Source organism: Clostridium nitrophenolicum (assembly GCF_055391695.1).
In genome coordinates this window covers 5,658,080-5,671,070 of sequence record NZ_AP042469.1, presented here as the reverse complement: position 1 = coordinate 5,671,070, position 12,991 = coordinate 5,658,080, and the positions used below count along the sequence as shown (strand labels likewise).

5 protein-coding genes, 2 tRNA genes, 5 rRNA genes and 1 pseudogene are annotated in these 12,991 nt (G+C 42.4%); 3 read left to right on the top strand and 10 right to left on the bottom strand.

The features are described 5' to 3' along the window. Positions 1 to 157: 157 nt before the first annotated feature. Positions 158 to 472: pseudogene (locus tag ACZ5N4_RS27030) on the top strand (transposase); the annotation flags it as partial. A gap of 35 nt (positions 473 to 507) precedes the next feature. Here ACZ5N4_RS27030 and ACZ5N4_RS27025 read toward each other — a convergent pair. The 5 genes from ACZ5N4_RS27025 to ACZ5N4_RS27005 form a co-directional block, all read right to left on the bottom strand. Continuing rightward, positions 508 to 1,257 carry a peptidylprolyl isomerase gene (locus tag ACZ5N4_RS27025; protein ID WP_464205889.1) on the bottom strand — a complete coding sequence of 250 codons (750 nt, stop codon included), beginning with the start codon at positions 1,255 to 1,257 and terminating at the stop codon, positions 508 to 510. A 209-nt stretch (positions 1,258 to 1,466) separates the two neighbouring features. Further along, positions 1,467 to 1,542, bottom strand: a tRNA-Phe gene (locus ACZ5N4_RS27020). 8 nt (positions 1,543 to 1,550) lie between these two features. Then, a 5S ribosomal RNA gene (gene rrf, locus ACZ5N4_RS27015) occupies positions 1,551 to 1,667 on the bottom strand. 35 nt (positions 1,668 to 1,702) lie between these two features. Then, positions 1,703 to 4,596 (bottom strand): 23S ribosomal RNA (locus tag ACZ5N4_RS27010). A gap of 343 nt (positions 4,597 to 4,939) precedes the next feature. Continuing rightward, a 16S ribosomal RNA gene (locus ACZ5N4_RS27005) occupies positions 4,940 to 6,448 on the bottom strand. The 16S, 23S and 5S rRNA genes sit together here with 1 tRNA gene alongside, the layout of an rRNA operon. A 429-nt stretch (positions 6,449 to 6,877) precedes the next feature. Here ACZ5N4_RS27005 and ACZ5N4_RS27000 point away from each other — a divergent pair. After that, positions 6,878 to 7,204: a DUF1904 domain-containing protein gene (locus ACZ5N4_RS27000; protein WP_464205888.1), complete on the top strand. Its 327-nt coding sequence runs from the start codon at positions 6,878 to 6,880 to the stop codon at positions 7,202 to 7,204. Between the two features lie 58 nt (positions 7,205 to 7,262). Here ACZ5N4_RS27000 and ACZ5N4_RS26995 read toward each other — a convergent pair whose 3' ends face one another. Then, positions 7,263 to 8,396: a pyridoxal-phosphate-dependent aminotransferase family protein gene (locus tag ACZ5N4_RS26995; RefSeq protein WP_464205886.1), complete on the bottom strand. Its 1,134-nt coding sequence runs from the start codon at positions 8,394 to 8,396 to the stop codon at positions 7,263 to 7,265. Between the two features lie 274 nt (positions 8,397 to 8,670). On the opposite strand from ACZ5N4_RS26995, the gene ACZ5N4_RS26990 reads away from it, so the two are divergent. Beyond that, on the top strand, positions 8,671 to 9,267 hold the full coding sequence (locus tag ACZ5N4_RS26990; RefSeq protein WP_464205884.1) for a uracil-DNA glycosylase: 597 nt from the start codon (positions 8,671 to 8,673) through the stop codon (positions 9,265 to 9,267). Position 9,268: 1 nt separating this feature from the next. On the opposite strand, the gene ACZ5N4_RS26985 is transcribed toward ACZ5N4_RS26990, so the two are convergent. The 4 genes from ACZ5N4_RS26985 to ACZ5N4_RS26970 all read right to left on the bottom strand — a co-directional run bounded on the left by ACZ5N4_RS26985 (position 9,269) and on the right by ACZ5N4_RS26970 (position 12,954). Then, a complete protein-coding gene (locus ACZ5N4_RS26985; protein WP_464205882.1) occupies positions 9,269 to 9,706 on the bottom strand; it encodes a VanZ family protein in 438 nt (145 codons plus the stop codon). A gap of 120 nt (positions 9,707 to 9,826) precedes the next feature. After that, a tRNA-Lys gene (locus tag ACZ5N4_RS26980) sits at positions 9,827 to 9,902 on the bottom strand. A 6-nt stretch (positions 9,903 to 9,908) separates the two neighbouring features. Beyond that, positions 9,909 to 10,025 (bottom strand): 5S ribosomal RNA (rrf, locus tag ACZ5N4_RS26975). Positions 10,026 to 10,060: 35 nt separating this feature from the next. Further along, a 23S ribosomal RNA gene (locus ACZ5N4_RS26970) occupies positions 10,061 to 12,954 on the bottom strand. Positions 12,955 to 12,991 lie beyond the last annotated feature (37 nt).

The following is a 12,991-nucleotide window of genomic DNA, read 5'->3' as shown; positions in this document are numbered from 1 at the left end:
ATTCATTGTATAAAACATCTGTTATAATCATCATTTTATAAGATTAATACAGTAATTCTTTATTATCCTCACATATACTCAATATTTAAGTTATTGATACACCTGATTCAGTTTATTGGACAAAATCGATTATATGTTAAAAATGGGCTGTCTCAAAATATTAGTTTATGTGTATATGAACAATATTTTCTCAAGCAGAAAAATAGAACAGGCTTGCAGAAGAGATATTAATTTCATTTGGCTTCTACAAGGCCGAAAGGCCCCGGATCACAATACAATCGCAAGATTTAGAACCGAAAGACTTGCTGAAATTATAGATGATTTGTTTAGCCAATTAATTAGAAAACTTGGAGAGTTAGGTGAAATCCAGTATGAAAATGTATTTATAGATGGAACTAAAATTGAAGCTAACGCTAATAAATACACTTTTGTTTGGAAGAAAGCAACTAATAAAAGGGAATGTCCCTTAGAATGATTTTCCAATCATTTTGAGACATCCCCTTTACATTATTCGTTTACTATTTCTACAGTATACTTTTCTCTTAACTCGCCATTAAGTTGTGAGTATTTGAATGTTTGTCTTTGTTGTAATAAAGTATTCTTTATCATACCTTCTACTTCGTTAAATTGCTTAGCTTTACTTTCAATTTTTTCTTCTACCTTTATTAGGTGATAACCAAATTGAGTTTTTACAGACTCGCTTACTACTCCTATTTCAAGGTTAAATGCTGCTTCTTCAAATTCTGGAACCATTTGACCTCTTGAAAAACTTCCTAGATTCCCTCCCTGAGCTTTTGATGGGCATGATGAATATTTTTGAGCAGCTTCTTCAAATGATAACCCAGCATTTATTTCACTTATTATTTCTTCTGCTTTTTCTTTTGTTTCAACTAGTATATGTTTAGCACTTACCATTTCTGGCTCAACAAACATTTGTTGATTAGCATTATAATAATCTGTTACCTCTGCATCAGTAACAGTTACCTGTGCCATTACCTTTGATATTGCAGTCTGAGTTAATATTTCTTTTTTAGCTCTTTCTAATAAATCAATATATTCTTTCTCATTTTCCATACCAGAATCTTTTGCATAGTTATAAATTAGTTCAAAAGATATCATTTCTTCTAGTAACTGTTTTTTTCCATTCTCTGTATTTAGGTATCCTTGTCTTTCTCTAGGGAATCTCATTATTGCAGCTTGTAAATCCCCTTCTGTTATCTTTGCACCATTTACAACTGCCAATACTTTATTTTCCATAACTTTTCTCCTTAATTTGTAATTTATTTAACATTATTAATTATGACATAACTTTGATTATTTTTCTATAATTGTATACAAAATAATTGTTTTTTACGACGAAAGTAAATCTTTTTTCACGTCCTCATTTCTAAAGCTCTTTTGAACATGCCTAAATGACCATCCCGTTTCAATGTACAAAAAAACCCTAGTTTTTAAAACTAGGGTTTTGGTGGCCAGACCAGGAATCGAACCAGGGACACGAGGATTTTCAGTCCTCTGCTCTACCGACTGAGCTATCTAGCCAAATTATTACCTGGCGACGACCTACTCTCCCACAGGGTCTCCCCTGCAGTACCATCGGCACTATGAAGCTTAACCGTCGTGTTCGGAATGGGAACGGGTGTTACCTTCACGTCATAATCACCAGATTATTTGTTCTCTGAAAATTGCACAGTGAATTGTATTGGTCAAGCCCTCGACCTATTAGTATCAGTCAGCTGAACATGTTACCATGCTTACACCTCTGACCTATCAACCTTGTGTTCTTCAAGGGGTCTTACTAGCTTACGCTATGGGAAATCTAATCTTGAGGTGGGCTTCACGCTTAGATGCTTTCAGCGTTTATCCCGTCCCGACATAGCTACCCAGCTGTGCTCCTGGCGGAACAACTGGTGCACCAGAGGTCAGTCCATCCCGGTCCTCTCGTACTAAGGACAGCTCCTCTCAAATTTCCTACGCCCGCGACGGATAGGGACCGAACTGTCTCACGACGTTCTGAACCCAGCTCGCGTGCCGCTTTAATGGGCGAACAGCCCAACCCTTGGGACCTACTTCAGCCCCAGGATGCGACGAGCCGACATCGAGGTGCCAAACCTCCCCGTCGATGTGGACTCTTGGGGGAGATCAGCCTGTTATCCCCGAGGTAGCTTTTATCCGTTGAGCGATGGCCCTCCCACGAGGAACCACCGGATCACTAAGCCCGACTTTCGTCCCTGCTCCACTTGTATGTGTCGCAGTCAGGCTCCCTTCTGCCTTTGCACTCTACGAACGATTTCCAACCGTTCTGAGGGAACCTTTGGGCGCCTCCGTTACTTTTTAGGAGGCGACCGCCCCAGTCAAACTGCCCACCTAACAATGTCCCGTGACCAGATTCATGGCCGCCGGTTAGAATCCCAGTACTGTCAGGGTGGTATCCCAAGGATGACTCCACAAAGGCTGACGCCCTTGTTTCTCAGTCTCCCACCTATCCTGTACAGACAATACCGAAACTCAATGCTAAGCTACAGTAAAGCTCTACGGGGTCTTTCCGTCCAATCGCGGGTAGCAAGCATCTTCACTTGCACTACAATTTCGCCGGATTTGTTGTCGAGACAGTGCCCAAGTCATTACGCCATTCGTGCGGGTCGGAACTTACCCGACAAGGAATTTCGCTACCTTAGGACCGTTATAGTTACGGCCGCCGTTTACTGGGGCTTAAGTTCACACCTTCGCTTGCGCTAAGTGTTCCCCTTAACCTTCCAGCACCGGGCAGGCGTCAGCCCCTATACATCAGCTTTCGCTTTAGCAGAGACCTGTGTTTTTGCTAAACAGTTGCTTGGGCCTATTCTCTGCGACCTACTTGCGTAGGCACCCCTTATCGCTAACTTACGGGGTCAATTTGCCGAGTTCCTTGACAACAATTCTTCCGCTGGTCTTAGGATTCTCTCCTCACCTACCTGTGTCGGTTTGCGGTACGGGCACCAACTTCCTCCATAGAGACTTTTCTTGGCAGCGTGGAATCAGATACTTCGCCCATAAGGGCTCCCCATCACACCTCAACTAAGTTTAACGGATTTGCCTGTTAAACATGTCTAAGTGCTTAGACGCACATCCAATAGTGCGCACATCTTATCCTCCTGCGTCATCCCATTTGTAATAACGTCAGTTGGCGGTATCGGAATATCAACCGATTGTCCATCACCTACGCCTTTCGGCCTCGGCTTAGGTCCCGACTAACCCTGAGCGGACGAGCCTTCCTCAGGAAACCTTAGGTTTTCGACCAATAAGATTCTCACTTATTTCTCGCTACTTATGCCAGCATACTCACTCCTGTACAGTCCACCGCTCCTTTCGGTACGACTTCAATCCATACAGGAAGCTCCTCTACCGCTCTTTCGAGCCCATAGCTTCGGTGGTAAGTTTTAGCCCCGGACATCTTCGGCGCAGGATCTCTCGACTAGTGAGCTATTACGCACTCTTTGAATGAGTGGCTGCTTCTAAGCCAACATCCTAGTTGTCTTAGAAATCCCACATCCTTTTCCACTTAACTTACACTTTGGGACCTTAGCTGATGATCTGGGCTGTTTCCCTTTTGACCACGGATCTTATCATTCGTAGTCTGACTGCTGAGATTCAAGTATATGGCATTCGGAGTTTGATAGGGTTCAGTAACTGTTGTCAGCCCCTAGCCCATTCAGTGCTCTACCTCCATTACTCATTCTCAACGCTAGCCCTAAAGCTATTTCGAGGAGAACCAGCTATCTCCGAGTTCGATTGGAATTTCTCCGCTATCCACAGCTCATCCCATGGTTTTTCAACACCAACGTGGTTCGGTCCTCCACGGAATTTTACTTCCGCTTCAACCTGTCCATGGATAGGTCACCCGGTTTCGGGTCTACGACATGCAACTTATTGCCCTATTCAGACTCGGTTTCCCTTCGGCTGCGCACCTTAAGTGCTTAACCTTGCTACATATCGTAACTCGCTGGCTCGTTCTACAAAAAGCACGTCATCGCACGTAAAAGTGCTTTGACCGGTTGTGGACACACGGTTTCAGGTTCTATTTCACTCCCCTCCCGGGGTTCTTTTCACCTTTCCCTCACGGTACTGCTTCACTATCGGTCACCAGTTAGTATTTAGCCTTGGGAGGTGGTCCTCCCTGCTTCCCACAAGGTTTCACGTGTCTCGTGGTACTCTGGAGCAGATCTTATTGCTATTCTTTTCACTTACAGGGCTGTTACCTTCTACGGCGGAGCCTTCCAGCTCTCTTCAATTAAGAAATCACAACTTTTGTGATCTGTCCGCAACCCCAGGAACAAGTTCCTGGTTTGGGCTCTTTCCCTTTCGCTCGCCGCTACTTAGGAAATCGATTTTTCTTTCTCTTCCTCCGGGTACTTAGATGTTTCAGTTCCCCGGGTATATCCCTATAAACCTATGAATTCAGTTTACAGTACACTACGTTAGTAGTGTGGGTTGCCCCATTCGGAAATCTTCGGATCACAGGCTATTTGCGCCTACCCGAAGCTTATCGCAGCTTATCACGTCCTTCTTCGACTACTGGTGCCAAGGCATTCACCATGCGCCCTTTGTAGCTTGACCATCTAAATTAATATTACCTTCGCATTACTGCGTCAGCTTCCTTCATTGCGGTGCTCATTTACCTTAAGTAAACTCTGCTCCTCATTCAGTTGCTTCCTTGTTCTGCTCGCTACTATTAATTTATATTAATTCTTAAATCTACAAAGGTTACTTACTTATATAATAAGTAGTTTTACCTTCAGCTTTACTTTTATTTAATATCACTGTGCAATTTTCAAAGAACAATTGGAGATTTATTTTATCATGTTGATTATTTAAAATCAACCGGTAAATAATCCCTCAAGATTAAACAGAGTGTAAACAAACCTTCAAGATAGAATTACCTATCTTGTCGACTCCTTAGAAAGGAGGTGATCCAGCCGCAGGTTCTCCTACGGCTACCTTGTTACGACTTCACCCCAATCACTAACCCCACCTTCGGCCGCGTCTTCCTTACGGTTAGACTACGGACTTCGGGTGTTGCCAGCTCTCATGGTGTGACGGGCGGTGTGTACAAGGCCCGGGAACGTATTCACCGCGACATGCTGATTCGCGATTACTAGCAACTCCAGCTTCATGTAGGCGAGTTTCAGCCTACAATCCGAACTGAGGGTAATTTTATAGTTTTGCTCCACATCACTGTATTGCTTCTCTTTGTATTACCCATTGTAGCACGTGTGTAGCCCTAGACATAAGGGGCATGATGATTTGACGTCATCCCCACCTTCCTCCCGGTTAACCCGGGCAGTCTCACTAGAGTGCTCAACTTAATGGTAGCAACTAATGATAAGGGTTGCGCTCGTTGCAGGACTTAACCTAACATCTCACGACACGAGCTGACGACAACCATGCACCACCTGTCTTCCTGCCCCGAAGGGCTTCCTCCATTACGAGTAATTCAGGAGATGTCAAGTCTAGGTAAGGTTCTTCGCGTTGCTTCGAATTAAACCACATGCTCCGCTGCTTGTGCGGGCCCCCGTCAATTCCTTTGAGTTTTAATCTTGCGATCGTACTTCCCAGGCGGAGTACTTATTGTGTTAACTGCGGCACAGAAGGGGTCGATACCTCCTACACCTAGTACTCATCGTTTACGGCGTGGACTACCAGGGTATCTAATCCTGTTTGCTACCCACGCTTTCATGCCTCAGCGTCAGTTACGGTCCAGAGAGTCGCCTTCGCCACTGGTGTTCTTCCTAATCTCTACGCATTTCACCGCTACACTAGGAATTCCACTCTCCTCTCCCGCACTCTAGACTTCCAGTTTGAAATGCAGCACCCAAGTTAAGCCCGGGTATTTCACATCTCACTTAAAAATCCGCCTACGCATCCTTTACGCCCAGTAAATCCGGACAACGCTCGCCACCTACGTATTACCGCGGCTGCTGGCACGTAGTTAGCCGTGGCTTCCTCCTTTGGTACCGTCATTATCGTCCCAAAAGACAGAGCTTTACAACCCGAAGGCCTTCATCACTCACGCGGCGTTGCTGCATCAGGCTTTCGCCCATTGTGCAATATTCCCCACTGCTGCCTCCCGTAGGAGTCTGGACCGTGTCTCAGTTCCAATGTGGCCGATCACCCTCTCAGGTCGGCTACGCATCGTCGCCTTGGTGAGCCTTTACCTCACCAACTAGCTAATGCGCCGCGGGTCCATCTCAAAGCGGATTGCTCCTTTAATTAGTTCTCCATGCGAAAAACTAATGTTATGCGGTATTAATCTCCCTTTCGGGAGGCTATCCCCCTCTTTGAGGCAGGTTACCCACGTGTTACTCACCCGTCCGCCGCTAATCCACCCCGAAGGGTTTCATCGCTCGACTTGCATGTGTTAGGCACGCCGCCAGCGTTCGTCCTGAGCCAGGATCAAACTCTCAATTTAAAAGTTTGAATGCTCATTACTGTTGTTTTTGACTACTAACAAGTAGTTCAAAAGAATTGCTGGTTTAGTTTACTTAATAAAAGTCATTTTGACTTCTAACCTCTGTTTAATTTTCAAGGATCATGTCGCTCTCTCGCAGCGACTATTGTAGTTTATCACAGCTGCTTAACCTTGTCAACAACTTTTTTCAAGTTATTTTTGTTAAGCTTTGTCGTTTCTTCAAGCGACATGTGTTATTCTATCACATTATGTAACTGTAATATTCCCTATTTCTCTTATTTAATTCAGTTATGTCTATTTTTCTTCTTATTTTATATACTTTTCTTTGTTATTCTCATATTGATACACCAGGAAATGTTGATACATTTAATAATAATTATGTTTAATTTTTATCGTTTATAAGTTAAAATGTTACAGGAGGTGATTTTAATGCCACAGATAAAAGTAAGAGGAGTAGAAGTATCAAAAATATGTAGTATAAGTACTAATATGATTGATGATCTAGAAAAGATTATAGGCTGTCCTAGAAGTTATTTTACGATCGAGTGCATACCATCAACATTTATAAAAGACGGCGAAACATGTGAAGGTTATCCTTTTATTGAAGTCGTATGGTTTGATAGAGGGCAAGAAGTACAGGATAAAGTTGCTGAAACTATAAATAATTTTGTTCATCAATGTGGTTATGAAAGTGTAGATATTTTCTTTACTGTACTAAAAGAAAATTCCTATTACGAAAATGGCCAACATTTCTAATCATGAAATTAAAAAGTTGTTACCGGTAGTTCCAGTAACAACTTTTTTTCCTTTTATTTTATAACTCACTTAAAAAACAGGAAGATATGTCGCATCCACAGTTAAATCCAAGATGTTCTAATGATTTCTGCAACGCAAACAAAGTATAACTAACTTTATCAATTCTTGCGTTTTCTCCCATATGCCCTATTCTTATTACTTTGCCACCTAGGTATCCAAAAGAACCAGCAATTAGTACATTATACTTTTCCAACATATAATTTCTTAGTTCAGCATCATTTATATCTTCAGGCATTTCTATAACTGTAACGGTATTTGAATATCCTTGCTTTATATATAAGCTTAACCCAGCTTCTAAAACTGCTTTTCTAGTAGCTTCAGCTATTTTGGCATGTCTTATTATAATTTCTTTGTCCTTTAGCAAATTATCTATAGCTTCACTCAGGCCCATAATATCGCTTATAGGCTGCGTATATGGAAACCATTTATTTTCATAATAATTTTCCCATATTAATAAATTACAATAGAAAGAAGCTATAGGTTTCTTTCTATTTTTCATAGCATTAAAACCATCCTCACTTATACTTAAAAATGTAAGACCGGGAGGAGCTGAAACACACTTCTGTGAACCACCTAATATTATATCTATTTGCCATTCGTCTACATACACTTCTTCTCCACCCATAGCTGCAACACTATCGACAACAGTAAGAATACCCTTCTCTTTTAATATAGGACATATCTTTGCTATATTATTTAATACTCCAGAAGGTGTATCACAATGAACCACAGTTGCATACTTAAAGTTGCTATCCTTATCTAAAAACTTTTGAAGCTCGTTAATATCAATTTCTCTCTGCCTATCTCCACTAAAAAGTATTGGCTCTCCCCCATACATTTTTACGAAATCGGCAAATCCCTCTCCAAATATACCATTATCTATTACTAAGACTCTATCTCCTTCTTCTGTTAAAGATGCACACGCTGCCTCCAAGCCTAGTATTCCCTCTCCACTTAAGATCCTTACCTCGTTTTTAGTTTTTAAAAATTGACCTATTTTTTCACAAGTTTCTTTATAAAAATCATAAAATTGTAGATCCAAATCTGGGTTTGTAGTTTCTAGACTTCTTGCTAATCTTACATTTTCCCTTACCTGGGTTGGCCCAGGTGTCATTATATACGGAATTTTCATTTGTACCACTCCTACTAAATATAAGAATATTTTAACTGAATTATACCATTCTTATTAGATATACCAAAGTGTATCAATACAATTAAATCATATATAATATAATTACATAACCTTTCACTAAATATACTGCAGTTTCAATTATTAGCTCCTCATATATAGGAAAGTATATAAAATAATTTTTAGAAAAAAATAATTATGTCTAAGCTGCTAACGGTATAAATTATTATTAAAATTATGATAAAGTGCAATAAATCAGATTATAAGGAGAGTTAGAATGGAGATACAAAAAGAACTAGAATCCAAAATTAAAGTTATCACTGATAACTATACTGATGATAAAACAGGTGGGTACATAACTGGTGATGGCCCAATACCTTGTGACATATTATTTGTGGGTGAAGCACCTGGTAAAAATGAAGTTGAGGAAAAAAAACCTTTTGTAGGCATGGCTGGAAAAAATTTTGAGAAACATTTAAATTCTATAGGTTTATCTAGAGATAAAATCCGTATAACAAATACTTGTTTCTTTAGACCGATAAAATTAAAAGAAAATCCTAGTGGTAGAGTAACTATTAGTAATAGACCTCCAAAAACTTTAGAAGTGGATCTTTTTCGCGAGATTTTAGATGAAGAAATAAAATTTGTAAATCCTAAAATTATTATAACTCTTGGAAATGTTCCATTAAAAAGACTCACAAATTTTAAATCTATTGGTGAGTGCCACGGAAAGTTATATTTCAACGAAGATATTAAAAAGTACATTTTCCCTATGTATCATCCTTCCTCCTTAACCTATAACAGAAGTGATGAATTTCATGCCACCTATGAACAAGACTGGAATAGCTTAAAAAAAGCCCTAAAAAATATATAATTTAGGGCTTCTTTTTAAAGAGATTTTTTTGTTTTAAATATATTGTCAACATTGCAAAGCTGCCGCCACATGTATCTATAATTACATCTCTTATACGTGCAGTCCTACCTGGAATAAAAATTTGATGTATTTCATCAGAGCATGCATATACAAATACAATGAAAAATGAGACCATTAACGACTTTTTAAAATTAAAATCTTCTAATAATGCATTGAAAAACAACACATATAAAATTAAATACTCAGTGAAGTGACCAGCTTTTCGTACTATAAAATTGGCTAAATCACCTAAAATACTATCCAGATTCAATCCCAATACCTTAAATGCATGTATTACAAACTTACTTTTCTCATCTGATATAGCAGCTGGTTGATTAGAAAACCAAAATATTATAACCATCCATGTAATAACTAAAATCCATTTTATTTTTTTACTCATCTTTATTCCTCTCTATATGAATTTTATATGCAAGATTCTTGCTTAAAGGGTTACTCTATAAGTATAATATATAAATTTATAAATTAAAATAAAAAAAGAAGCATCTTATAAGATGCTTCTTGGTGGCTTACCGGGGAATCGAACCCCGGACACCATGATTAAAAGTCATGTGCTCTACCGACTGAGCTAGTAAACCATATTTACCTGGCGACGACCTACTCTTCCACAGGGTCTCCCCTGCAGTACCATCGGCACTATGAAGCTTAACCGTCGTGTTCGGAATGGGAACGGGTGTTACCTTCACGTCATAATCACCAGATTATTTGTTCTCTGAAAATTGCACAGTGAATTGTATTGGTCAAGCCCTCGACCTATTAGTATCAGTCAGCTGAACATGTTACCATGCTTACACCTCTGACCTATCAACCTTGTGTTCTTCAAGGGGTCTTACTAGCTTACGCTATGGGAAATCTAATCTTGAGGTGGGCTTCACGCTTAGATGCTTTCAGCGTTTATCCCGTCCCGACATAGCTACCCAGCTGTGCTCCTGGCGGAACAACTGGTGCACCAGAGGTCAGTCCATCCCGGTCCTCTCGTACTAAGGACAGCTCCTCTCAAATTTCCTACGCCCGCGACGGATAGGGACCGAACTGTCTCACGACGTTCTGAACCCAGCTCGCGTGCCGCTTTAATGGGCGAACAGCCCAACCCTTGGGACCTACTTCAGCCCCAGGATGCGACGAGCCGACATCGAGGTGCCAAACCTCCCCGTCGATGTGGACTCTTGGGGGAGATCAGCCTGTTATCCCCGAGGTAGCTTTTATCCGTTGAGCGATGGCCCTCCCACGAGGAACCACCGGATCACTAAGCCCGACTTTCGTCCCTGCTCCACTTGTATGTGTCGCAGTCAGGCTCCCTTCTGCCTTTGCACTCTACGAACGATTTCCAACCGTTCTGAGGGAACCTTTGGGCGCCTCCGTTACTTTTTAGGAGGCGACCGCCCCAGTCAAACTGCCCACCTAACAATGTCCCGTGACCAGATTCATGGCCGCCGGTTAGAATCCCAGTACTGTCAGGGTGGTATCCCAAGGATGACTCCACAAAGGCTGACGCCCTTGTCTCTCAGTCTCCCACCTATCCTGTACAGACAATACCGAAACTCAATGCTAAGCTACAGTAAAGCTCTACGGGGTCTTTCCGTCCAATCGCGGGTAGCAAGCATCTTCACTTGCACTACAATTTCGCCGGATTTGTTGTCGAGACAGTGCCCAAGTCATTACGCCATTCGTGCGGGTCGGAACTTACCCGACAAGGAATTTCGCTACCTTAGGACCGTTATAGTTACGGCCGCCGTTTACTGGGGCTTAAGTTCACACCTTCGCTTGCGCTAAGTGTTCCCCTTAACCTTCCAGCACCGGGCAGGCGTCAGCCCCTATACATCAGCTTTCGCTTTAGCAGAGACCTGTGTTTTTGCTAAACAGTTGCTTGGGCCTATTCTCTGCGACCTACTTGCGTAGGCACCCCTTATCGCTAACTTACGGGGTCAATTTGCCGAGTTCCTTGACAACAATTCTTCCGCTGGTCTTAGGATTCTCTCCTCACCTACCTGTGTCGGTTTGCGGTACGGGCACCAACTTCCTCCATAGAGACTTTTCTTGGCAGCGTGGAATCAGATACTTCGCCCATAAGGGCTCCCCATCACACCTCAACTAAGTTTAACGGATTTGCCTGTTAAACATGTCTAAGTGCTTAGACGCACATCCAATAGTGCGCACATCTTATCCTCCTGCGTCATCCCATTTGTAATAACGTCAGTTGGCGGTATCGGAATATCAACCGATTGTCCATCACCTACGCCTTTCGGCCTCGGCTTAGGTCCCGACTAACCCTGAGCGGACGAGCCTTCCTCAGGAAACCTTAGGTTTTCGACCAATAAGATTCTCACTTATTTCTCGCTACTTATGCCAGCATACTCACTCCTGTACAGTCCACCGCTCCTTTCGGTACGACTTCAATCCATACAGGAAGCTCCTCTACCGCTCTTTCGAGCCCATAGCTTCGGTGGTAAGTTTTAGCCCCGGACATCTTCGGCGCAGGATCTCTCGACTAGTGAGCTATTACGCACTCTTTGAATGAGTGGCTGCTTCTAAGCCAACATCCTAGTTGTCTTAGAAATCCCACATCCTTTTCCACTTAACTTACACTTTGGGACCTTAGCTGATGATCTGGGCTGTTTCCCTTTTGACCACGGATCTTATCATTCGTAGTCTGACTGCTGAGATTCAAGTATATGGCATTCGGAGTTTGATAGGGTTCAGTAACTGTTGTCAGCCCCTAGCCCATTCAGTGCTCTACCTCCATTACTCATTCTCAACGCTAGCCCTAAAGCTATTTCGAGGAGAACCAGCTATCTCCGAGTTCGATTGGAATTTCTCCGCTATCCACAGCTCATCCCATGGTTTTTCAACACCAACGTGGTTCGGTCCTCCACGGAATTTTACTTCCGCTTCAACCTGTCCATGGATAGGTCACCCGGTTTCGGGTCTACGACATGCAACTTATTGCCCTATTCAGACTCGGTTTCCCTTCGGCTGCGCACCTTAAGTGCTTAACCTTGCTACATATCGTAACTCGCTGGCTCGTTCTACAAAAAGCACGTCATCGCACGTAAAAGTGCTTTGACCGGTTGTGGACACACGGTTTCAGGTTCTATTTCACTCCCCTCCCGGGGTTCTTTTCACCTTTCCCTCACGGTACTGCTTCACTATCGGTCACCAGTTAGTATTTAGCCTTGGGAGGTGGTCCTCCCTGCTTCCCACAAGGTTTCACGTGTCTCGTGGTACTCTGGAGCAGATCTAGAGTTTTCTCTTTTCACCTACAGGGCTGTTACCTTCTACGGCGGAGCCTTCCAGCTCTCTTCAATTAAGATACCTCTCCGTTTATGATCTGTCCGCAACCCCAGGAACAAGTTCCTGGTTTGGGCTCTTTCCCTTTCGCTCGCCGCTACTTAGGAAATCGATTTTTCTTTCTCTTCCTCCGGGTACTTAGATGTTTCAGTTCCCCGGGTATATCCCTATAAACCTATGAATTCAGTTTACAGTACACTACGTTAGTAGTGTGGGTTGCCCCATTCGGAAATCTTCGGATCACAGGCTATTTGCGCCTACCCGAAGCTTATCGCAGCTTATCACGTCCTTCTTCGACTACTGGTGCCAAGGCATTCACCATGCGCCCTTTGTAGCTTGACCATTCATCCGAAAATTGGTTTCTATCAATTTTCTTTGC

Coding starts and splice junctions, on each gene's coding strand:
- ACZ5N4_RS27025 (WP_464205889.1), bottom strand. CDS start 1,257: ATGGAAAATAAAGTATTGGCAGTTGTAAATGGTGCAAAGATAACAGAA.
- ACZ5N4_RS27000 (WP_464205888.1), top strand. CDS start 6,878: ATGCCACAGATAAAAGTAAGAGGAGTAGAAGTATCAAAAATATGTAGT.
- ACZ5N4_RS26995 (WP_464205886.1), bottom strand. CDS start 8,396: ATGAAAATTCCGTATATAATGACACCTGGGCCAACCCAGGTAAGGGAA.
- ACZ5N4_RS26990 (WP_464205884.1), top strand. CDS start 8,671: ATGGAGATACAAAAAGAACTAGAATCCAAAATTAAAGTTATCACTGAT.
- ACZ5N4_RS26985 (WP_464205882.1), bottom strand. CDS start 9,706: ATGAGTAAAAAAATAAAATGGATTTTAGTTATTACATGGATGGTTATA.